This window comes from Nocardia sp. NPDC005745 (genome assembly GCF_040630775.1).
Classification (GTDB): Bacteria; Actinomycetota; Actinomycetes; order Mycobacteriales; family Mycobacteriaceae; genus Nocardia.
This window is the reverse complement of sequence record NZ_JBEXYF010000006.1, coordinates 45,417-66,663: the sequence shown is the minus strand read 5'-3', so window position 1 is coordinate 66,663 and position 21,247 is coordinate 45,417. Positions and strand designations below refer to the sequence as shown.

22 protein-coding genes and 1 pseudogene are annotated in these 21,247 nt (G+C 67.4%); 9 read left to right on the top strand and 14 right to left on the bottom strand.

Features of this window, described 5'->3' with window-relative positions:
* Positions 1-47 precede the first annotated feature (47 nt).
* Positions 48-542: a DoxX family protein gene (locus ABZ420_RS08555; RefSeq protein ID WP_357118930.1), complete on the bottom strand. Its 495-nt coding sequence runs from the start codon at positions 540-542 to the stop codon at positions 48-50.
* Positions 543-1,336: 794 nt separating this feature from the next.
* On the opposite strand from ABZ420_RS08555, the gene ABZ420_RS08550 reads away from it, so the two are divergent.
* Positions 1,337-1,729 carry a group 1 truncated hemoglobin gene (locus tag ABZ420_RS08550; protein ID WP_357118927.1) on the top strand — a complete coding sequence of 131 codons (393 nt, stop codon included), beginning with the start codon at positions 1,337-1,339 and terminating at the stop codon, positions 1,727-1,729.
* A 311-nt stretch (positions 1,730-2,040) separates the two neighbouring features.
* On the opposite strand, the gene ABZ420_RS08545 is transcribed toward ABZ420_RS08550, so the two are convergent.
* Positions 2,041-2,502, bottom strand: coding sequence for a nuclear transport factor 2 family protein (locus ABZ420_RS08545; RefSeq protein WP_357118924.1), 462 nt, complete (start codon positions 2,500-2,502; stop codon positions 2,041-2,043).
* 10 nt (positions 2,503-2,512) lie between these two features.
* Positions 2,513-3,097 (bottom strand): NAD(P)H-dependent oxidoreductase, encoded by a 585-nt coding sequence (locus ABZ420_RS08540; RefSeq protein ID WP_357118921.1) that lies wholly within the window; start codon positions 3,095-3,097, stop codon positions 2,513-2,515.
* A gap of 134 nt (positions 3,098-3,231) precedes the next feature.
* Between ABZ420_RS08540 and sigJ the strand changes: the two genes are divergently transcribed.
* Positions 3,232-4,122 (top strand): RNA polymerase sigma factor SigJ, encoded by an 891-nt coding sequence (gene sigJ / locus ABZ420_RS08535; protein ID WP_357118918.1) that lies wholly within the window; start codon positions 3,232-3,234, stop codon positions 4,120-4,122.
* Between the two features lie 102 nt (positions 4,123-4,224).
* Here the strand turns inward: sigJ and ABZ420_RS08530 are convergent, their stop codons facing one another.
* Both ABZ420_RS08530 and ABZ420_RS08525 read right to left on the bottom strand, forming a co-directional pair.
* Positions 4,225-4,887 carry a response regulator transcription factor gene (locus ABZ420_RS08530; protein ID WP_357118915.1) on the bottom strand — a complete coding sequence of 221 codons (663 nt, stop codon included), beginning with the start codon at positions 4,885-4,887 and terminating at the stop codon, positions 4,225-4,227.
* Positions 4,884-5,966, bottom strand: coding sequence for a histidine kinase (locus tag ABZ420_RS08525; protein WP_357118912.1), 1,083 nt, complete (start codon positions 5,964-5,966; stop codon positions 4,884-4,886). The genes ABZ420_RS08530 and ABZ420_RS08525 overlap by 4 nt, the downstream gene beginning before the upstream one ends.
* 193 nt (positions 5,967-6,159) lie before the next feature.
* Between ABZ420_RS08525 and ABZ420_RS08520 the strand changes: the two genes are divergently transcribed.
* Positions 6,160-6,504 (top strand): DUF6223 family protein, encoded by a 345-nt coding sequence (locus ABZ420_RS08520; protein WP_357118909.1) that lies wholly within the window; start codon positions 6,160-6,162, stop codon positions 6,502-6,504.
* A gap of 109 nt (positions 6,505-6,613) precedes the next feature.
* On the opposite strand, the gene ABZ420_RS08515 is transcribed toward ABZ420_RS08520, so the two are convergent.
* The 4 genes from ABZ420_RS08515 to ABZ420_RS08500 form a co-directional block, all read right to left on the bottom strand.
* Positions 6,614-8,656, bottom strand: a complete 2,043-nt coding sequence (locus tag ABZ420_RS08515) for a serine protease (protein ID WP_357118906.1) — start codon at positions 8,654-8,656, stop codon at positions 6,614-6,616.
* A 193-nt stretch (positions 8,657-8,849) separates the two neighbouring features.
* Positions 8,850-9,563 (bottom strand): BTAD domain-containing putative transcriptional regulator, encoded by a 714-nt coding sequence (locus ABZ420_RS08510; protein ID WP_357118903.1) that lies wholly within the window; start codon positions 9,561-9,563, stop codon positions 8,850-8,852.
* Between the two features lie 362 nt (positions 9,564-9,925).
* A complete protein-coding gene (locus ABZ420_RS08505) occupies positions 9,926-10,123 on the bottom strand; it encodes a ferredoxin (protein ID WP_357118900.1) in 198 nt (65 codons plus the stop codon).
* 12 nt (positions 10,124-10,135) lie between these two features.
* Complete coding sequence (locus tag ABZ420_RS08500; RefSeq protein WP_357118897.1) at positions 10,136-11,320, bottom strand: cytochrome P450; 1,185 nt, start codon at positions 11,318-11,320, stop codon at positions 10,136-10,138.
* A gap of 232 nt (positions 11,321-11,552) precedes the next feature.
* Here ABZ420_RS08500 and ABZ420_RS08495 point away from each other — a divergent pair, with 232 nt between their 5' ends.
* Complete coding sequence (locus ABZ420_RS08495; protein ID WP_357118894.1) at positions 11,553-12,218, top strand: TetR family transcriptional regulator; 666 nt, start codon at positions 11,553-11,555, stop codon at positions 12,216-12,218.
* 99 nt (positions 12,219-12,317) lie between these two features.
* Here the strand turns inward: ABZ420_RS08495 and ABZ420_RS08490 are convergent, their stop codons facing one another.
* Positions 12,318-13,166, bottom strand: coding sequence for a LysR family transcriptional regulator (locus ABZ420_RS08490; protein WP_357118891.1), 849 nt, complete (start codon positions 13,164-13,166; stop codon positions 12,318-12,320).
* Positions 13,167-13,272: 106 nt separating this feature from the next.
* On the opposite strand from ABZ420_RS08490, the gene ABZ420_RS08485 reads away from it, so the two are divergent.
* Positions 13,273-14,001 carry an SDR family NAD(P)-dependent oxidoreductase gene (locus tag ABZ420_RS08485; protein WP_357118888.1) on the top strand — a complete coding sequence of 243 codons (729 nt, stop codon included), beginning with the start codon at positions 13,273-13,275 and terminating at the stop codon, positions 13,999-14,001.
* Between the two features lie 521 nt (positions 14,002-14,522).
* Entirely contained in the window at positions 14,523-14,801 is a 279-nt protein-coding gene (locus tag ABZ420_RS08480) for a MerR family transcriptional regulator (protein WP_357119424.1), read from the top strand.
* Between the two features lie 86 nt (positions 14,802-14,887).
* Here ABZ420_RS08480 and ABZ420_RS08475 read toward each other — a convergent pair whose 3' ends face one another.
* On the bottom strand, positions 14,888-15,997 hold the full coding sequence (locus ABZ420_RS08475) for an NAD(P)/FAD-dependent oxidoreductase (RefSeq protein ID WP_357118885.1): 1,110 nt from the start codon (positions 15,995-15,997) through the stop codon (positions 14,888-14,890).
* A 68-nt stretch (positions 15,998-16,065) separates the two neighbouring features.
* On the opposite strand from ABZ420_RS08475, the gene ABZ420_RS08470 reads away from it, so the two are divergent.
* Together ABZ420_RS08470 and ABZ420_RS08465 are read left to right on the top strand one after the other, a co-directional pair.
* Entirely contained in the window at positions 16,066-16,746 is a 681-nt protein-coding gene (locus ABZ420_RS08470; protein WP_357118882.1) for a TetR/AcrR family transcriptional regulator, read from the top strand.
* A 20-nt stretch (positions 16,747-16,766) separates the two neighbouring features.
* Positions 16,767-17,000 (top strand): annotated as a pseudogene (locus ABZ420_RS08465) (Tn3 family transposase); the annotation flags it as partial.
* A 97-nt stretch (positions 17,001-17,097) separates the two neighbouring features.
* On the opposite strand, the gene ABZ420_RS08460 reads toward ABZ420_RS08465, so the two are convergent.
* Complete coding sequence (locus ABZ420_RS08460; protein ID WP_357118879.1) at positions 17,098-18,282, bottom strand: NAD(P)/FAD-dependent oxidoreductase; 1,185 nt, start codon at positions 18,280-18,282, stop codon at positions 17,098-17,100.
* Positions 18,283-18,405: 123 nt separating this feature from the next.
* Between ABZ420_RS08460 and ABZ420_RS08455 the strand changes: the two genes are divergently transcribed.
* On the top strand, positions 18,406-19,062 hold the full coding sequence (locus ABZ420_RS08455; RefSeq protein WP_357118876.1) for a TetR/AcrR family transcriptional regulator: 657 nt from the start codon (positions 18,406-18,408) through the stop codon (positions 19,060-19,062).
* A 71-nt stretch (positions 19,063-19,133) separates the two neighbouring features.
* Here the strand turns inward: ABZ420_RS08455 and ABZ420_RS08450 are convergent, their stop codons facing one another.
* Both ABZ420_RS08450 and ABZ420_RS08445 read right to left on the bottom strand, forming a co-directional pair.
* The gene (locus tag ABZ420_RS08450; RefSeq protein WP_357118873.1) at positions 19,134-19,685 is read right to left on the bottom strand and encodes a dihydrofolate reductase family protein; all 552 of its coding nucleotides are present in this window, start codon (positions 19,683-19,685) and stop codon (positions 19,134-19,136) included.
* 76 nt (positions 19,686-19,761) lie between these two features.
* The gene (locus ABZ420_RS08445) at positions 19,762-21,219 is read right to left on the bottom strand and encodes an amidase (RefSeq protein WP_357118870.1); all 1,458 of its coding nucleotides are present in this window, start codon (positions 21,217-21,219) and stop codon (positions 19,762-19,764) included.
* Positions 21,220-21,247: the final 28 nt, after the last annotated feature.

The window sequence follows — 21,247 nt, the reverse complement described above, 5'->3', positions numbered from 1 at the left end:
TCGTTGAGGCAAGGTTGCGGGACCCGGCGAGGGACTATGCCTCGGAATCACCGGTTCGATCGTCGGCGTCCTGGTGGTTCCGGCCGTGTGAGCCGGGCATCCAGTGACCAGCGGCCGGGCCCGGCCCACAGCAGGTAGATCAGCCCGAGCAGCATCGCGATATCTGTGCGTGCGTCGTGGGCCATCCCCCAGATGCCTTCCACTCCTTGGAACCCGCCCGGGCGCAGCTCACGCAACTTGGTCAGCACGATCGCCAGGACGATATCGACCAGCAACGGCAGCGTGGCGAAGCGGGTCAGCAGTCCGATGACGATCAAGAGGCCGCAGAGGATCTCGACGACGCCGTCGAGGTTCGCTAAGAAGGTCGCCGCAGGGATACCGACCTTTTCGAACCGGCCGGGGCCCAATTTGTCCGGATAGAGGAACTTCTGGATCCCCTCACCGAGGAACACCAGCCCCACCGCCAACCGGATACAGATCGCTGCCGCCGGGCCGTCCGTACCGAGGGCACGCCGCCATGACCAGCGATCCGTTTCCGCCATCGGCGCTCGCCTCCCGATATCGTCTGCCGATACCACGCGCGAGCCTACCGAGCGAGCACCACGCGGACGGCCGATCGCGCGGCCCCGATGCCGGGGCGTTACGGTCCTCCGCAGTCCACGCGGCGACCGCAGGTCCGTCGCCACCGCCCACGGAGCCGAGTCACTTCGCCACACCGCGGTCCGAGTCCGCGCCGCCATGGCCAGTCGCGGGTACCGAGCGTCGAGGACTTCGCGCGGCGAGGCCGGAGGTCGGAATTGAAAGGCGCGGCACCCTGCGCCGCGGTCCCGCCGAGTCCGACCGGCGGCGGGTATCACCCTGCTGTTCCGCATCGCGATCTCGTCGACCGCAGCACGCGTGTTGCCAACATCATAGTAAGTAACTTACTCGCCGGAACACCGCCTCCGGATGCATGTCGAGTCATGCACTTTATATCGTTCTAACTGCACTCTTCTACGCATTCAATCGAGTGCCGCACCAGGCGACCGACATCAGCGACAGTCGACTTTCTGCGGAATAGCCATTAACATAGCTCGGCGGCGTCGAGTGCGGCGAAGCGAGCAGGGCGGCGCTCTGGTGCGCGACCCCGTGGCGCCGAGCGAGTACGGAGGTTGGCGTGAGCGGCGACATCAGAACCGAAGGTGTTACGGAATCTTCGAGTTGTCAGCGGATTCAGCGAGATGTCACCCGGACCGGCCCCCACCGTTCGTCAGCTCCGAATCCGTCGTCATTGCCGACATGCCGAGTCGCCGTCCCCGAACGCACGACTGATCGCCCGCAATCCGAGGAGCCCACCGTGGACACAACGTCGGCCACGCCCTACGACCGCACCCTGTACGCCCGGGCCGGGGGCCACGCTGCCCTCGAAATCGTCGTAGAAGACCTCTACGCCCGCATCCTGGCCGACGAGGAACTGGCGCCATTCTTCACCGGCGTCAACATGCCGCGAGTGAAGGGCCGCCAAGTCGAGTTCTTCGCCGCCGCCCTGGGCGGACCGACGCCATACACCGGGCCGCGGATGAAGCAGGTCCACCAAGGTCGAGGCATAACCCGGCACCACTTCGACCGCGTCGCCGAACATCTGACCCAGTCCCTCCAAGCAGCTGGTACTCCCCCGGCTATTACGGCCGAGATCATCGCGGCGGTCGCTCCCCTCGCCGACGACATCATCTCCAAAGCGATCGAATAGGTTGCGCTGTCTGCTCCGCGCATCACCTGGGGCTACGTCATCCGATCACCCGCCGGCACCCTGCCGTCCGATCCGGCATCCGCCACGCGGGCTCTCCGTGGAGGCCGTCGGTTCGGGCGACGCCACTGGCCGCGGCGGGCAGACTCGACGATCGACACCGCCGGCTGCGTGGGCCGACCAGAAGAAGCAAGGCGTCGGGCGAGGCCCAGGGCCGCTGTAGTGGGCGGCCCCGGGCCTTCGATGCGACCGGACATCGGCATCACAATGTCTCGAGCGATGCGTCAGGTTCTCGACAACGTTTCTGCGACCCGTCAGGGCTCGAGGTCGACTACGCCTTTGCCGCTGGAGATGTCGAGCGGTACCGAGACCTGGTCGTGAACGATCCGCCAGGTGTCGTCGATCTTCCGCATGCCGTACGTGACCCGGACCCACATACCGCTGGTCGCCGCTCCGTTCTTCAGCGTGCCGCTGAGCCGAGCGAAGGCGTGCCCGAATGCCACATCCCCGCCTACGGTGAACGTCAGGTCGCGGACCTCATAGGTCACACTCTCGAAGAACAGGAACACCTTCGCCCAGTTCTCGAGTTTCGCCGCTATCCCGACATGCTGGAGCGGCGGCTCGACATCGAAGGACACGACGTCGGGCGTGTACAGCTGCTTCAAGACCTCGAGATCCTTGACTCGCAGTCCTTCGACCACCTTGTCGATTGTTCGGCGAAGCTCGACCTCATCCGCCTCGGTGTCAGCTGACTGAAAGTTGTTGATTCCGGTCATAATCGGCTCCTCAGGAATTCAAGAGAGTGATTTCGGTGCCGGTCCGCAGCGGCGCCAATGCGGTGCTCCAGGCGATGAGCTGATCCAGCGTCTTGTCGAGCGCGTCGGCGTGGTGGTCGCGCGGTGCGAAGGTGGTGTAGTTCTCGAAATCGGTGAGCACCGAAATGGTGACCTGATAGCCCACGTCGGCCATGCCCAGCGTGCCGCAGACCGTCCGCAACTGCACCACCGCGCGGGCGCCACCGCCCGCGCCGTACGAGACGAATCCGACCGCCTTGTCGGTCCACTCCGCGAACAGGTGGTCGAAGGCGTTCTTCAGCACTCCGGGGACCCCGCCGTTGTACTCCGGGGTCACCACCACGAAGCCGTCGAACGGGGCGATCCGCTCGGCCCAGGCGCGGGTATGCGCGTTGCTCGACGGGCCGAACATCGGCGCCACCGGTTCGTCCAGATGCGGTAGCGGGTGGTCGCGCAGATCGATCAATTCGAACTCCGCGTCGCCACGCTGCGATGCCGCTTCCAAAACCCACCGGGCGACCTGCGAGCCGTTGCGGTTGGGGCGGGTACTGCCGAGGATAATCCCGATTCTGGTCATTTCCGGAACTCCTGCTCTGCTGAAGGTGTCACAACCTTCCGACGACGCAGCCGTCCGGAATGTCAGGCCGCCTCACAAACCGGTTCGCTGATTCGTCGATTTCGGTGAGGACGCACATACCGAAGGAGACGACCATGACCGACCCGCACCTGCGCGCGGTGATCAGTGAACGCCGACAGCTGATCAACCTCGCCTACCGCCTGCTCGGCTCCCTGGCCGAGGCCGAAGATGTGGTGCAGGAGACCTACGCGCGCTGGTACACGCTGCCGGAGGCGCAGCGCGGGAAGGTGGAGGCGCCCGGTGCGTGGTTGACGACGGTTGCCAGCCGGATCTGCCTCGATCTACTCGGCTCGGCGCGCGCTAGGCGGGAACGCTATGTGGGCGAATGGATTCCGGAGCCGGTACCCGGCCGGTCCGAATGGCTCGATGGTCCCGACTCCGTCGATCCCGCTGACCGCGTCACCCTCGACGAGTCGATCAGCATGGCCTTTCTCGTCGTCCTGGATTCCATGACTCCGGCCGAGCGCGTGGCGTTCGTTCTGCACGACGTCTTCCGCTACTCCTTCGCCGAGGTCGCCGAGGTCGTCGGGCGCACTCCCGCGGCCTGTCGCCAGCTCGCCTCCAGCGCTCGCCGCCGCATCGATACCACGCGCGGTCCGTCGAGCACCGAGCGCGCCGAGGTGGTCCGGGATTTCAAACGAGCTTGGGAGACAGGGGATATCGAGGCCCTGATCGGGCTGCTCGATCCACAGGCGACCGCGACGGCCGACGGCGGCGGCCTGGCATTGGCCTTCCTCGACCCGATCCACGGCAGCGAAGAGATCGCCCGCGCCTGGATGGAAATCGCCGCCCACGGCCCTGCGGTGACCCTGCTGGAGCGCACGGTGAACGGCCAGCCCGGCCTGGTGGCACGGTTCGACGACACCATCGTCACGGTCTACGCTTTCGACATCGCCGACGGCCGGATCACCCGCATCTGGGCGATCCGGAATCCGGAGAAATTGCAGCCCTGGACGGCCGGGTGAACCGAACGCCTGCGGTCGCAACGTCAGGCGGGATGCGGCCCCCGAGCAGCGATGGCTTCGAGGCATGGGCTGAGCGGACGGCCGAGCGAAGCGAGGTGGAGGTCAGGCTCGGCGCGGGGTCACCAAGCCGGATTCGTAAGCCAGGACGACCAGTTGAGCGCGGTCGCGGGCGTGGAGCTTGGTCATCGCCCGGTTGACGTGGGTCTTGGCGGTCAGCGGGCTGATCACCAAGTGCTCGGCGATCTCATCGTTCGACAGGCCCCGGGCAACAAGCGTGACGACCTCCCGCTCGCGGTTGGTCAGCCCGGCCAGACCGGGAGTCACACCGGAGTCCAGTGGCCGGCTGACGTACCGGTTTATCAGTTTGCGCGTGATCGACGGCGCGAGCAGTGCGTCACCCCGGGCCGCGACCCGGACGGCGTGCAGGAAGTCCTCCGGATGGATGTCCTTGACCAGGAATCCGGCCGCACCGGCGCGCAGGGCGTCGAAGATATGCTCGTCCAGGCCGTAGTTGGTCAGTATCACCACGTGCACCCCGGTCAGGGCCGGGTCGGCGGCGATGCGCCGGGTCGCCTCGATGCCGTCTACGACAGGCATCTGGATGTCCATCAGTGCGATGTCGGGCAGGTGTTCGCGGGCCAGCTCGACGCCCCGCGCGCCGTCGGCGGCCTCGGCCACCACTTCGATATCGTCCTCCACGTCGAGCAGTGCACGGAAACCGCTGCGGATCAGCGGCTGGTCGTCGACCAGCAGGACGCGGATCAAGGCGCCCGCTCCACGGGCAGCTCGGCACAGACGGTGAAACCGCCCCCGCCGCGGGGCGCCGTGTGTAACCGGCCGCCGAGGGCGGTGACCCGCTCTCCCATTCCGAGCAGCCCCACACCCGGCACCGGCATGGTGTCCGGTGTGGCTCGGCCGTCGTCGTCCACCCGGATCACCAGGGCGTCGGGACGGTGTTCGATATGGACCGAGGCGGAGTCGGCGGCGGCGTGCCGGGTGATGTTGGTCAGCGACTCCTGGACGATCCGGTAGGCGGTCCGGTCCACGGCCGCAGGCAGGGCCGCACGCTGCCCCTCGACCGTCAATCTCGCGTCCAGGCCGGTCGCGCGGACCCTTTCCACCAGCTCCGGCACGTGATCGAGCCCGTGCAACGATGCGCGGTCGTCACGCAGGGCCTCCAGGGTGGCCCTGAGTTCCCGTGATGCCTCGCGACCGGCCGCCAGGATCGCCAGCAGCGCCTCTGGCACATGCTCGCCGCGCTTGCGGGCCAGGTGTACGGCCACCTCGGCCTGCACCTTGATCACCGAGATCTGGTGGGTCAGCGAGTCGTGCAACTCGCGAGCGATGTGCAGCCGTTCCTCGTCGGCCCGCCGCCGTGCGGTCTCCTCGCGGGTGCGCTCGGCCTCCTCGGCCCGCCGCTCGGCCTGCCGCAGCGCTTCACCCGCCGCGCCCGCGGCGACCAGCCACGCCAGTTGCAGCACGCCCCGGGTCTCCGCGAACGCCTCGCCCATGAGCAGTCCGCGCGGCGAGATCAGCAATGCGAAGGGCATGAGGAGCACCATGATCACCGATCCCGCCACGGCCGCCACCCGGTGCCCCGCACGGAACGCCGCGTACACGGCGAACAAGAACGCGACCGCCGGCACGTCGACCCCGAGGGCCTGGTAGGCCAATGCGGTCAGCCCCGTCACCGCCAGCACCACGACCGGCGCTCGGCGGCTCGCGGCCGACGACAGCCCGCCCGCGACCAGCAGCACCCACCCGACCGCGGGCCCGGACAACCCCGAGACGAGCTGGAATACCGCGAGGCCCACGGCGATCGCCCAGTCCCGAAGCCGTTCCATGGGTGCACCCTAACCCCATGTACGCGTCGGGACGTCGTGCACGGGAATGATCACCGTGTACTGCGCGGGCAGTACTCCCTCTGGTTCCCTACGCCCTCGGCGGCAGCGTGAAGTGCCTGCGCGCGCAGGACGACCCGAGCGGGTGCGGCGGAGAGGATGGGCCACATCCCAGTCGTTGGAGAAGGAGCAAGTCATGTCCGTTTCTCATGTGCTCGCCGCCTCGGAAATCCTTGCCCGGTCGGGCGCCTCAGGGTTGACCGCCGGGCGTTTCTGGTCCCTGGTGGGTGTCGCGGTGGGGCTTGTCGGGGTCGTCACCGGCGGCCGCGTCCTCATCCACCACACCGGACGCCGCGCCGCGATGACCGCGCTGGCTGCGGGAGTGACCGGCCTGGTGATCGGCGGACTGGTCGTGGCCGCGGCCGAAGGCGGTCCCGGCACCGGATACGGGATCGTCGGCGGCTTCCTGGCCCTGGCGGTCGGGCTGGTCGCCGCAGCCCTCGGCGCGGTCGCCCTCACCAGGAATCCGGAGTCCCGTTGACCGCCCGCGCGGGGTCGTGGCCATCCCGACAGATCGGCGGCGAGCACGTTTCGATCCGGCACATCGGACTGAGGCGTCACCGCAGCCTGCGGCGCCGCCGGACTCTCCGTCATGGTCCCGTCGTCGGGGCAACGCCATTGTGAATGGCTTGCGCGACAGCGGGATGGGCGAGGTATTCGGCGATGCTGTGTGCCCGCTCCTTGGGATTGTCGACGGGAATCTCCCGCAACTGCCCTTTCCAGATGTGGCGCAGCGGGCAGCCGATGGTGATGGGATCCACCGCGGACCAGGCATTCAGCCAGTCGCCGACACGCTCCGGCCGGTGCGGTCCTCGGACCAGGAGTTTGCCGTGGACCGCGTCCAGCCCGAGGGGACTGCCGAGAGTGAGTAGCACGGCGACGTCGAGCTGGGGCTGGAGCCGGGTGAGCACATCCATCGCGACCACGGTGCCGAGACTGTGGCTGACCAGGGTGAGCCGTCCCGAAGCGGGGACGGTCTCGAGGACACAGTCGAGTACCGCTTGCCGGATCTGCTCGTCGGCGAGGTACATGGCGACGTCCCGGAAGACTTGGGCGATGATGAGTTCGTCCAGATCGGTGCGGGCAGCCAGCCAGCTGAGCTGCCGCTGGAGCCTGCTCACGATCGCGCTTCCGATCGAACCGAGCCCTTCTACCTCGATGCGGTCGGCCGGTAGATCGTCCTCGTCGGGCATGCCGGCATCCGCGGCAGCGTTCCGCAAAATCTGTTCGTACAGTTGGCGAGCCGGCGGCGTGGTCGGCGCCATGGCGAGGGCATGATCGATTGCCATGGTTTCAGGTGCGAGAGCCGCCCCCTCCATGGGCCGCAGCAGAGCTGCCAAGCGGTCGCCGTAGAAGGGGAAGTACGCATCCGCGGGATCGAGCGGAGTGAGCCCGGCGAGGGTAAGGCCCTTGTTGAGTCCGGCGGTCCACTCGCGGCGCACTAGTTCTGGATCCCGGCCATGCTGGCTGCGGCCGTGCAGGAACAGCAGATGACGTGTGCCGCCGAAGGCTCCAGCTCGGGCGGTGAGCCCATGGCGGAGTTCTGTGCTCTCACGCGGCGCCGCAGGTACCAGCTCGGTGCGGTCCTCGGCAGGTGCGACGCGGTGGCCGATCGCTGGGGGTCGGGTGACCGGCCCGGCGTCGGGACCGAGTTCGGTGAGGAGTTCCTGGTCGCGCGCCGAACGCTGCAGTCCGGCGAGGTGCGTGAGGATCGCACTGATGCGCACCCCCTCGTTGGCGGTCCAGGCGATCGAATCGTCGCCGTCGCCCTCGTGCCAGACTGCGCCGTCGCGGCGCAGAATCCGGCCTTGCTCGTCGGTGCGCGGTACCCCCGAGTGGTGCAGCGCGACGACTTCCCACTGGTCGTTGAAGACCGGCGAGCCGGAGTTCCCCGGTTCGGTGTCGGTCGAATAGTGCAAGAAGTCATCGAGCTGCAAGTCGAGCTGGTTTCGGCGGATCCCGATCTCCTTCAGCCTCCCCATCGGGTGGCCGACGATGTTCATCGCCTCACCGATGACGATCTTTCCCTGGTCCACGATCAGGCGGTTCCACCAGCCGACAGCATCCCCGGGCGGCGTGCCGTCGACGCCTGGACGGACCGGCACGAGGGTGAAGTCCAGGTGCTCATCGGTGACGAAGAAGTCGGGGGCGAGACGGAACCGCGCGGGAAGGCGGGGATCGTTGTCGATCGTCGTCTCGGCGCCGAACTCGATCACGACCTGCCGAGCGGTGTCCTGATCGGGAAGTACGTGATTGTTGGTCAGGAGCAACCGGGGCGATACCAGGAACCCGGTGCCCATAGGTATCTCTCGGCCATTACGACTCAGCGAGATCCGCGCGACCGTCGCCGCCGTGCGAGCGCCGCGGCAAAGGAAGTTGACCGGTTGGAGTTCATTGCTGGCGCCGATGATTCGCTCGAGCGTCGTGATCCGGTCGGAAGGCTCGGTTCTGCCTGCTTCGATCATGGCCTCGACCGGCACCTCGCCGCTGGTCGCCAGCCGCTGCGCCCGAGCGCTGATCTGTTCCGGAGAGTCGACAACCGGACTGTCCTTCAATTTGCGACGTTGCTCGATGTCTTCACGCTTGGTCTCGGTCTCGACGTAACGCTCTGCGGCGGCCTCGATTTGCTTCAACCACGCCGCCTGGATTTGTTCGCGAAAATTCATGATGCAACCGCCTGGAAGCAGAGGGTGATGTGGTCAGGTTCCCTAACGGCGGAGTGTTCCTCATGCGCGTCACATCGCCGTCACTTCACCGTTGGGCCCGGCACGGCAAAGTGCCCGATGGCTCACGCCACCCGTCGATACGGCGCCCGTGCGCCTGGTCTCAGGGATTCGGGAGCGACTCGATCGGCGCGGCGCCGCACTCGTGGACGCGAAGGAGGAGTTCGTCGCATTCCGGCGACGGATCCGTGCCGAACTCGGCCCACAACAGGCCTCGGTATCGCTGGTATTCCCGGAGGGCGTCGATCTTGTTGCCCTGCGCGAGATGGATACGCATCAGGATCCGGCGGGAACTTTCCCGGAGCGGCTCTGCTGCCACCACCGCCGACGCGGCCATCAGCGCGGCGCCGACCTGTCGGCGCTTCAGCAACGACTCGGCCGCCGCTTCCAGCGCCGCGACCCAGACCAATCGGTACCGTTCCCGGTCGATGACCACCCACTCCTCGTCCCAGTCCGGCAGCAGAGCTGCGCGATGCAGGAGCAGCGGGACGCGTGCCAGGTCCTCCGAGCAGGGCTGGTGAACCAGTTTCTGCGCCAATTCGGTCAGGTATGCCAGATCGACGGCCACGTTCGAATGGAGGCGAAGCCGATCGCCGTTGATCTCCACGACTGCGTCCTGAATGCGGCGCAGGCGCCACAGAGCGGTTCGCAGACGCTGCGCCGCGCAGTGACCAGCGCATTCCGGCCATAGCGCACCGGCGAGGCGGCCACGAGAGACCGGTCGATTCAGCAGTGCCAGATAGGTCAGCACCCGTTCGGCAGCGTGCGGAACGGAAATCCGGCGGCCACCGCTGTGCAGGGCGAATTCCTCGATCAATGTGAGCTGGGAACACGTCCTATGCGGGGCATTGTGGTCGATGAGCACCATTTCATCACTCGGTCGCGGCGTGGGTCTTCATTCGGCAGACGTACAGCGGACGGATCTGGCTACCTCACACTGGCTATCGTGCCCAGGCCATGAACGAACGGCACGAGTAGCCGACTACGTGAACCCGGGGCGAGCAACGTCGACGAGTCACCCCCATCGGCGCGGGCACAGAACGCACAGCCGCGTAGCGGACTACTCACATGCGTATCGGGAGCTGCGTCTCGGTCGAGTCAGCGATCCTTCCGCGTCCGAACATGAGCGGTGCTCACATCGATCGACTGGCCGATGATGACGATCCAGACGGGCGGAATTCATGAGTGTTCTCGCAGAGCGGCTACCGGGCAAGAGTCTGCCGCTGCCCGGACGAGGGCGACATGCTCGTCGGGAACGTCGGCGCCTTCGAATCGGTAGGTCAGTTCGGCGTCGTCGTCGAGGCTGAACACGGCGGGAGCTTGTTCGGCGCACAGGCCGTGGCCTTCGCAGCGGGTGTAGTCGACGGAGATTTTCATCGCGGTTGTCCTTCAGGCGGGGACGAGTTGGAGGGGAAGGTGTTCGAAGCGGTGGATGATGTTGTTCATCGCCCACTCGCCTGCGCCGGCGATCTCGATGCGTTCGACGCGATCGACCAGCGCGCGAAGTATCGCTTGGGTTTCCAGCCGGGCCAGGCCCTGCCCGGCGCAGCCGTGGGTGCCATGCCCGAAGCCGAGTTGGCGGGTGGCGTCGCGGCGGATATCGAAGCTGTCCGGGTCTTTCCACTCTTGTGGGTCGCGGTTGGCGGAGGCGTAGACGACCACCACCCGCGCACCTTTGGGGATCGTGGTGGCGGACACCGTGGTTTCCCGCACTGCTTTGCGAGAGAACGCTCGCAGCGGTGACTCGTAGCGCACCACCTCGTTCACCGCGTTCGGGATCATCGTCGGGTCCGCCCGCAGCATCTGCCACTGGGAAGGGTGGGTAGCGAAGAGATACAGGGCGCTGGAGATCGCGCCGATCGTGGTGTCCAGCGACGGCGCGAGGTAATCGATCAGCAGCGCCGGACATTCCGAGCGCGGGAGGTTGCCTTCGTCGGCAGCCTGCAAGACCTCTTCACCCGCACTGCCGGGCAGCAGGTCCCGGTCGCGGGCGAGCCGCCGGGTGAAGCGCATCATCTGCGCGCTCGCCGCAGCGGTCCGGATCGATCGGCCGTTGATCGGTCCCAGCGAGTCGAATGTCGCTGCGGCCCAGCGCAGCAGGTGTTCGCGGCCGTGCTGGGGCCAGCCGATCAGATCGGGGACGACCGACATCGGCAGTGCGGTCGCGAGCTCGACGCCGTCGATCACACCGCGCGACACCGCTGCCTCGACCGCCGCCACTGCCTGCCGGTCGATGGTTTCCCGCATCGTGCGCAGGGCCTTGGGTGTCAGGCGGTGCGCCAGTAACGTGCGCCGACGGCTGTGTTCCTCGCCGTCACTGTTGAGGGTCGTACCACGAGAAAGCCGGTTCGCCACCGGATTCAACGCGACGCCCTCGCCGGAGACGAAGGTCTCGTCGTCCAGCAGTACGGCTTTGCATTCGGCGTAACGAGGCACCGCGTAGGCACGCTGCCCGGTCAGCCACACCACCGGGCCCAACTCCCGCAACCGCGCGTAGTGCGGATACGGGTCGAGAATCGCTGCCCGGGAGTACAGGTCGGGCTCATAGCTCGGGGCGGCAAGGCGATTACGCATCGAAACTCCTCAAACACTGAACAGTCATTGGCGGTGCGGAACAGGTGCGGCTCCGCTTGATGACGAAGACCGCCGGTCGCTTCGCTCGGGGCGGGAATGCGGCGGATCGCATGAGTGCCATGTCACAGGCTACGGCGTTGATTGACTTTATGTCAACGACTTAAAATCAACTTGTGTTTCGCCTGGTAACCCAGCACTATCGGACTGCAGGCCGTCGACGGAAGGGGTACCGATGACCGCGGCAGCACCGAAAGGGCGCACGGCGCGGGCGGCGCAAGCCGCCGAGACCCGGCAGCGGCTCATCGACGCCGCGGTCGAGGTGTTCTCCGCGCAGAGCTACGAGGAGGTGGCCGTCGCCGATATCGCGAAGACCGCTGGTGTCGCCCACGGACTGCTTTTCCACTACTTCGGGAACAAACGCGGCATCTACTTGGAAGCCATGCGCGATGCCTCGGACAAGATCGTCCGAGCACAGCGGGTGGATCCCGACCTCTCCGCCCCCCAGCAGATCCGGGCCGCATTGGCCGCCCACTTCCGATATCTCGCCGCGCACCGCGGCTTGGCGCTGCGCCTGGTTCTGAGCGGGCGCACCACCGACGCCGAGACCGGGGAGGCGTTCGAAGCCGGGCGATGGCGCGCCATCGAGAGGTGGTGCGCACTGCTCGGCCTCGACCCGGAGATCCCCGCCCTGCGCATGATGACGCGGTCGAGTATCGGCGCCCTCGATGAGGCCACCGTCTACTGGTTGCAGAACGACGAACTCTTCGACGTGGAGCATATGGTCGACTGCATGCTCGAGATGGCCGCGGCCGGGTTGCGCGCCGCCGCCGCCCTCGATCCCCAGCTGGATATCACCGCCGCGGTCGGCACGATACTGGAAGCCGGTCGGAAGCGGTGAGCGCGTACGAAGGTGCGCATCAGGCCGGCAACCAGAGAATACGGAAAGTCGCACCGCACGCCGTGGCGGCCAGAAGTTGGATGCGCGCGTCGTGCGCCGCTAGAGGCGGGTAGCAGTCCGAACGAGATCGGCAACAGCCTTCGAGCGGCTGTGCGGTGGCCACGCGATCACTGTCGTGACGGCCGGGGCGTCTAGTACCGGCACAGCGGCGTGGTCGCCGCGCAGATGGGTTCGCACGGACTCGGGCATGATCGCCGAAGCCCTTCCGAGGGCGATCAATTGGAGCAGCTGGGTATGGTCGCGAACCTGCGGACCGGGGCCGTCGGGGTAGGTGCCGTCTCGCCGGGGCCAGCGCGGCATCGGCAGGCCCGGAAGCGCGGCGACCTCCGCCATCCGCACGTGGGACCGATCGGCGAGGGGATGCCCGGTCGGCAGGAGCACGACCTGCTCCTCGGTGTACAGCTCCTCGGTGTCGAACCCGGCCGTCGCGTCGAACGGCCGGTGCAAAAGAGCCACATCGGCCCGTCCGTCGCGAAGCAGTGGCTCCTGCTCGCCGATCCCGCACAGGAGCACATCGACGGTGACCGCGCCGGGCTCGGCGGCGTAGGCGTCGAGGAGTTTGGACAGCAGTTCGACGGACGCTCCCGCCTTCGTGGCAAGGACCACGCCGGCCCGGCCGGTCGCGGCGAGGGCAGTGCGCCGGGTGCGTCGCTCCGCGGCCTCGACCGCATCCAGCGCCGCCCGGGCCTCCCCGAGGAGCACCGACCCGGCCTCGGTCAAGGTGACGGCGCGACTGGTTCGTCGCAGCAGTACCACCCCGAGCCGCCGTTCGAGCTGCCCGATCGCCCGGGACAGCGGAGGCTGCGCGATCGCGAGGCGCCGCGCCGCCCGCCCGAAGTGCAGCTCCTCAGCGACGGCGACGAAGTATCGCAGTTCCCGCGTCTCCACGATGCCCATGGTATCCGCCGCCCACCAGCGTCGATACCCGAGCGGTATCGCTTGCCACCCACTCGGTGTTGGACGCCCCGTCGAGGCTCGGAACAGGATCGACCGTATGAGTAGTGAACAGACGATCGCGCTGGTGACCGGCGCGAACAAGGGCATCGGGTACGAGATCGCGGCAGGCTTGGGCGCCCTCGGTTGGAGTGTCGGCGTCGGCGCCCGGGATGAACAGCGCCGCGAAGCCGCCGTGGCGAAGCTGCGGGCGGGCGGCGCCGACGCGTTCGGCGTACCGCTCGACGTGACCGACGACGCGAGCGTGGCCGCCGCCGCCGACCTGATCGCGGACCGTTTCGGATGCCTCGACGTGCTCGTCAACAACGCAGGCATAACCGGCGGCATGCCGCAGGCGCCCTCCGCCGTCTCCCCCGCGACAGTGCGGGCCGCCGTGGAAACCAACGTGATCGGCGTTATCCGCGTCACCAACGCGGTGCTGCCGCTGCTGCGGCGCTCGGCATCACCACGGATCGTGAACATGTCCAGCACGGTCGGCTCCCTCACCCGGCAGACCACTCCCGGTGCCGATACCGGCCCGATCTCCGCGGCCTACTCGGCGTCGAAGACGTTCCTCAACGCCGTCACCATCCAATACGTGAAGGAACTGCGCGACACCAACATCCTGATCAACGCAGCCTGCCCCGGCTTCACGGCAACCGACCTCAACGGATTTCGAGGCGTCCGCACACCGGCGCAGGGCGCGGCGATCGCGGTGCGCCTCGCGACCCTGCCCGCCGATGGACCGACCGGCGGCTTCTTCGATGACGCAGGAGTAGTGCCGTGGTGACATGCCGGGAGTGGCCGACCGGACACCGAGAAAGAGCCTTGTCTGGGTAGGAAGAAATCTCCAGCGCAGGATGTAGACATTTTGGGAGGCTTGGTATACAGTCGCTGTCGTTGGAGATGAAAGTCTGGTTGGCCGGGCAGGTGACCTGCACCGGAAGCAAGATTGACCATCCCCCTCCGGCGGAGAAGAGAACCTGGTGCAGTCGGCCGGACCGCCGGAGGGGATGACGAGATTCCGCAGACCGACCGGCAACCCAGGAGGTGGTCACTGAACAGCTCTTCCCAGATTCCGCGTCCCGGCCTGTTGCCGGGCGCAGTGCCCGACGTCGGCCCTATCGCCGACCGTCGGCATTGACGTGAAAACCCCCTCGATATCCCGGGCCCCGGCGCACGACGCGCCGGGGCCTGTCGGCGTATGAATCCAGAGGTGTTGTGCAGCAACCGAACACAGACCCCACCGACCCCATCGACGCTTCCGGTGCCGCCGAGAGGCTCGATGACGAGGACTACCCCGCCTACAGCATGGGCAGAGCCGCGGAAATCCTCGGCGTCACCCCCGCTTTCCTACGCGGCCTCGACGCCGCCGAACTGCTGACACCCCAGCGTTCCGAAGGCGGGCACCGCCGCTACTCCCGCTACCAACTGCGTATCGCCGCCCGCGCTCGCGCGCTGGTCGATCAGGGCACCCCGCTGGAGGCGGCATGCCGGATCATCGTCCTTGAAGACCAACTCGCCGAAGCCCTCGAACTCAACGCCGAACTCTCCCGCCAAGACCCACCCGCACCGGGCCCCGACAGCTGAACCTCACCAGCCCCCACATCGGGCGCCGAGTTCGGCCCACACCGTGCTGCCCCGGTGGTAGTCGACTTCACGCGCCGTGTGACGTTTCAGCCGGGTTGGAAGAACGCCAGCACCTTCTGTGCGGCGTCCGGCGACGTCAGCAATTCCTGCATGTTCGCGGACATCTGGGCGGCCGCGCTGGTGCGTTCGAACATCTCGCGTTCGTATTCTTCGACGGCGGCGGGAATGTCGTCCGGATGCGCGGCCAGCGCGAGGCCGAGCAGGGCGCCGTCGAGCAGCGCCATGTTGGCGCCCTCTCCCACCGGCGGCATCAGATGCGCGGCATCGCCGAGCAGCGTGACGTCCGGCCTGGACGGCCAGGTCAGACCGGCCGGAAGAGCGGTGATCGACCGCGGCACAACCGTGTCGTCGCAGGCCGCGATCAGCGCGGTGAACCGTGTGTCCCAGCCGGGGAGCAGGTCGATCAGCCGGGCTCTGGCGGCGGCCGGGTCGTCGAACGGGATCCCGCTGGTAGCGAACCAGTCCTCGGCGGTGTTGTAGAAACTGAGGCCGATGCGAACGCGTCCGTCGCCGTTGCGCTGCGCCGACAGGGATAGTCCGTTGCCGAGCACCCAGTAGTTGCCGCGCCCGACCATCGCCGCGAGGTCGGGGTGCGTGCGGTCGATGTCGGGAATGCCGATCTCGACGACGTTCTGGCCGATATGCGCCGGACGGGCGTCGGTGAGCAGCGCGCGAACCCGGGACTGCGCGCCATCCGCGCCGACCAGCAGGTCATACGTCACACTGCTGCCGTCGGCGAAGCGCAGCAGGCCGTTGTCGGCGGATTCGAACGCGTGTCCCCAGCGCACCATGCCTTCGGGAAGGGAATCCAGCAGCAGATTGCGTAGATCGGCGCGGTCGACCTCGGGTCGATCGAGCGGGGCATCGTCGGGGGTGTCCTCCTGGAGCAGCAAGGTGCCATCCGGTTCGAGAAGACGCATGTCCTGGCCTTCACCACGGGCGATCGCGTAGAACTCGTCGATCAGACCCGCCTCGCGTAGCGCCCGCTGGCCGGAGTGGATGTCGAGCATGCCGCCCTGGCCACGCGCGCCGCGTGACGATTCACGTTCGTAGACGACGGCGTCGATGCCGTTCACCTGCAGCACCCTGGCGAGGATCAGGCCGCCCAGTCCGGCTCCGACGATGGTGATGGTCATGGTCGCTCCTTCGATACACTGCATTGTCCAATACACTGTATCGAACCTGGCGATGTATTGTCAGCGGCATGTTGGTCTGGGAGAGGCCGGAGCCGCCGGATCGACCGGTCCCCGCTCCACTGAGCCGGGAGCGGATCGTACGAGCAGCGATCCGGCTTGCCGACGCCGACGGCTTGGCGTCGGTGTCGCTCCGCAAGGTCGCCGCCGCACTGGACGTGGGGCCGATGCGGCTCTACAGCTACATCGCCACCAAGGACGAATTGCTCGACCTGATGGTCGATGCGATCTACGCCGAGATCCGGCCGGTCGGAGACGGTTGGCGAGAGGTGCTGCGCTCCGCCGCCGAAACCACCCGCCAAGCCGCTCACCAGCATGAATGGCTCGCCGACCTGATCGGTGGACGGCCCCAGCTCGGCCCGCACGCGCTGGCCAGGGGGGAGGCTGTGGTGGCCGCGATGGGCGGCATCGACGTGGACGCCGTCATGCCGGTGGTCGACGCGGTCAATGCATACGTGATCGGCGCTGTGCGCCGGGAGATCACCGAGCGGCGCGCCGAGCGGGCCACCGGGATGGACAAGCGGCAGTGGCAGGCCGCCTTCGGACCCTATCTGGAGCGGACTTTCGCAACCGGCCGCTTCCCCGCGCTCGCCACCGTCATACGCGATGCCGCCCACCTGGATGCCGACCAAACCTTCCGCACCGGCCTCGAGTTCCTCCTCGACGGCATCCAAGCCCGCATCGCGACCTGACGGCGCGACCTGACGGCGCGGCCTGCTGTCTGACCCTGGCTACCAATGCTGTCATCGCCTGGACCACGGAGTATTACCGGCTCACGGCGGAGCAGATGCGCCGTGGAGGCCACCGCATCGACGACGAGGTGCTGGCCCACATCTCAACCGCGCACAGCGAGAACATCAACTTCTTCGGTGCCATCGATGCCGAACTCGCCGCACTCGCCCCCACCGGAGACCGGCCGCTACGCGGGCGCGACACCCTGTTCTGAGCAGCCTATGAGCGCGTCAAGGGCTTGGTTGTGCTGGATCCCGGCGTGGGGTGGCCTTTGACGCGTCGCAGGTCCGGTATCGCGATGTTCGCGCCATTCAGGGCAGGGTGGCGGCAGCCTGGCCGCCTCGATAGCCCGTTTCGCCGAACATCTGGGCCGCCAATTGGAGTGAGCTGTCGATGGTGTCGAAGCCGTGCGGGAGCATGATGCGCTCATAAGCGGCGACCGCCTCGAGGAGCGGCTTCTCGCCGCGCGCGGCGGACAGCAGTTCTCCGGCCAGGGTGGCGGCGTCCTGCAAGGCGGTGTTCGCGCCGACGCCACCGAACGGCGGCATGGTGTGGATGGCGTCGCCGAGCAGGGTGACCGGGCCGGACTGCCACGCCTCGACGCGCTCGCCGGCGCGCATCTTGATCGGGAAGAAGGTTTCCGGGTCGGCATGTGCGAACAGTTCCATGAGCTGCGGATGCCAGTCGCCGACCGCCTTCGCGGCAATCTCGCAGAGCCGCTGCGGCGGGTGGGTGAACAACTGCTCATCGGACACCCCGAGACGTTCGGGCGTCGCGAGCAGGGTGACCATCAGGTAGTCCGCGGCTCCATCCGGCCGGGAGCGGAACCGCACCGGCGCGAACCCGGCACCGCACCCGGTCTCGTCCGCGACCCAGTTGAAACCGTGCTCGAGCACCTCCGGGAGGAGCGCCTCGGTCGCCTCCGTGAGCGTCATCCGGCCGTACACACAGCGGATGCCGAGGTCCTTCACTCCGGCTTGCGGAAGCAGTTGCCTGCGCACGGCCGAGCCGATTCCGTCCGCGCCGACCAGCAGGTCACCCTCGTCGACGCCGCCCTCGGCGAACTCCACCTGCACCCGGCCGGACTCGGTGACCCGATAGCCGGTCAGCGTCCTTCCGAACCGAACGGCGTCGCCCAGTCCGGTGAGCAGGGCCCGCCGGAACGCGTTGCGATCGACACAGGTGATCAGCTCGTCGGTGACGCCCGGGAAATGCTGTGTCATCACCTCGCGCAACTGGTGGGTGTAGCTGCCGAGCGTATCGTCGTTCGCTCCGCTGGTGTCGCGGACCAGGTCGAACGTCTCCGCCGACAGGCAGGATCGCAGTGCGGCATTGCCGTTCGCGTCGATGTGGATCCGATAGCCCTGGCTGCGAGTTGCCGGCGTGGGGTCCTGCTCGTACACGACGACATCGACGCCCCTGTGGCGCAACGCCTGCGCAAGCGCCAACCCGCCGACGCCACCGCCGGCGATAAGCACCCGTTCTGTGTCTGACATGTCGTTGCCCTTCCTTGTCCGGGACCGTGTCGCCGCCGCGACACCACGCCATGGTCATATAGAAAAATGAATGTGTCAACCATTTGATTGATTAACTCCGCTAGATGCATGTATGATTCAGGCATGCCGCCATCGAAACCCCGCAGGTCGCCCAAACCTCAGGAGCGGCAGCGCGATCCCGAGCGCACCCGCAAGTTGATCCTGGAGGCGGCGTCGGCCGAGTTCGGCGCACATGGCTACGCGGGCGCGCGGATCAGCGCGATCGCGGACCGGGCGGGCGTCAACCAGCAACTGATCTCTTACTACTTCGACGGCAAAGAAGGCCTCTATCAGGCCATGTCGCAGCAGTGGCAGCAGCGGCGGCGCGAGCTGACGCCGCCGGGCACACCGCTGCCCGAGCAACTGCGCAGACACGCGCTGGAAGCGCTGGCCAACCCGGACGGAGTCCGGCTGCTGGCGTGGAGCGGCCTGGAATACGCCGGCCCGGACACCGACCCCGACCACGCCTCGCGCGCCACGCTGCTGCAGGACAGCGTCGAGGAGCTGCGCGCGCTACAAGCGGCGGGCCGGCTCCCCACCGAACTGGACCCATCCTGCCTGCTGGTCATGCTGATGGCCGCCGCGATGGCGACCACCACGCTGCCGCACATCATCGACGGCGTGTGCGGAGCCGACCCCAAGTCCCCCGAATTCATCGGGCACTTCGCCGACCAAGTGGCCATCCTCGCCCGGCACATCGGCCTCGACCCGCCCGGCGACGACGGCCCCGAAGAGCGCTGACAGCCGCCACGCTTACGGGTGGGGACCACCTCGAGTCGCGACCACAGCCTTTCACGGTGCTCGAACGGACCTCAATCGGCGAGATAGCGCAGCATCACCACGGTGTCGAAGTGCCTCGTCTCGGCCAATCGGAGCCGGATGCGCTTGTCCAGCGAGGGGAACATCGGCGTGCCGCCGCCGAGCGCCACCGGCGAGAGAAACAGCTGGTACTCGTCGATGAGCCCGTGTGGAATCAGCGAGGCCGCCAGGCCGGCGCCACCGACCTCCATCACGCCATCGCCTCCGGCCTTCAGCCTGCGCACCTCCTCGACCGCGTTCTCACTGACCAGCGTGCTGTTCCAGTGGACCTCGGCCAGCGTCCGGGAGAAGACGACCTTCGGCTTCTCCGTCCAGAGCCTGCCGAACTCACGCTCGATGCGCGACGCGTCCTCGGGCAGATGCGGCCAGTACTCGGCCATCAACTCGTACAGGCGACGGCCGTGCAGCGAGACCTCGATCTGGCGGTAGCGGTCGTTGTGGAACTGGTGCAACTCCTCGTCCGGGTCGCTCCAGTCGATGCTGCCCTCGCGGTCGTTGATGTACCCGTCCAGGGACACGCCGAATCCGTAGATCAATCTCCTCATGACCTGGTAGACCTCCTAGGCGCTCGAAAATCATCGGCGGTCATCTGGACGGACTCGCAGGCCGTGTCCGCCTCCCCTATGCGAAACCCGGCGGTGGGCTGAATCCGCCGAACTCCTGCTCGATCAACTCCGCGAACCGCAACGTGGTGCGGTCTTCGAGATAGGGGCCGATGATCTGCATGCCGTAGGGCAACCCTTCGGGTGAGCGCCCGATCGGTGCCGCGGTTGACGGTAGCCCGATCAGCGTCGCGATACTCGCCCAAACGAGGTGGTAGTTGTAGGGGTATGTGGTGCCGTCGATCTCGATCGTGCGGGTGTTCATGTCCGAATGGTCGTGGGGGAAGGCCGGTGTCGGCGTAATCGGGCACAGCACCACGTCGAATTCGTCGAACAGGCGTCGCCACTTGTCGGCGAGGCCGATGCGAACCCGGTCCGCCCTGATCCAGTCGCTGTGGCTGGCCACGAACGCTCGGCCGATGACCGCCTCCGGGGTGTCGGTGTTCGGTGGAATATCGGCGACGGCGGTCTGGATCGTGCGATAGGTTTCGACCGGCGCGTCCGCGCCGAACTGCGACATCAGCAGTGTCAGGTAGGTGTGCGCCGTCAGGGTGAGGTCGGGCAGCAGCGCGCTGTGCCGGGCGACCGCGGCACCGGCCTTTTCGAGCCCTCGAGCGATGCGGTCGAAACCGTCGCGGATGACGGTCGATGTCGGCAACAGCGGATGAGTGTCGACGACCAGCACCCGGAGGTTCTCGAACTCGGCGCTGCGCGGCGGTGGCAGCGCGAGTTGGTATGCGACCGCCTCCACCTCGTCGGGGCCGGCGAGCAGCAGGGTCGCCAGTGTCAGGTCGGCGGCACTGCGCGTCATCGGCCCGACCACGGCGAGGTCTTGCGGAGCCGGCAACGCGGGCGTGCGGGGTGGCGTGTTTCCGCGACCCGGCAGCAGTGTCCGTGACGGCTTGTGGGCGAAGATGCCGCAGAAATGCGCTGGTACTCGCAGCGATCCGCCGATGTCGGAGCCGAGCGCGAGCGAGACATACCCTGCCGCGACCGCGGCGGAGGAGCCGCCGGATGACCCGCCGGGCGAGCGCGCCAGGTCCCACGGGTTGTTTGTCGTGCCGTAGATGTCGTTGTAGGACTGCCAGTCGTGCAGAGCCCGCGGCACATTGGTCTTGCCGATGACGACCCCTCCTGCGGCCTTGACCCGCGTCACCAGCGCCGCGTCCTCGTCGGGCTGCCAATCCTTCGCGTCGGAGAATCCCCACGTGGTCGGCAGACCTGCAACGTTGAAGGATTCCTTCACCGCCACCGGAACGCCGAGTAGTGGCGTCTGCTCACCGCGCGCCAGCGCCGCGTCGGCCTGCTTCGCGGCGGCGCGGGCGCGGTCGAAATCCCGCACCACCACGGCGTTGACCTTGTCGTCGAATTTTTCGATCCGCCCGATGGTCAGCTCGAGCAGCTCGGTGGCCGAGATGGTCCCGGCCTGCAGCGCGGCCACCTGATCACGCAGAGTCGCAAACTCCGGTCCGGGCATGAATGCCTCCTTTGCATCCCCGGGTTTC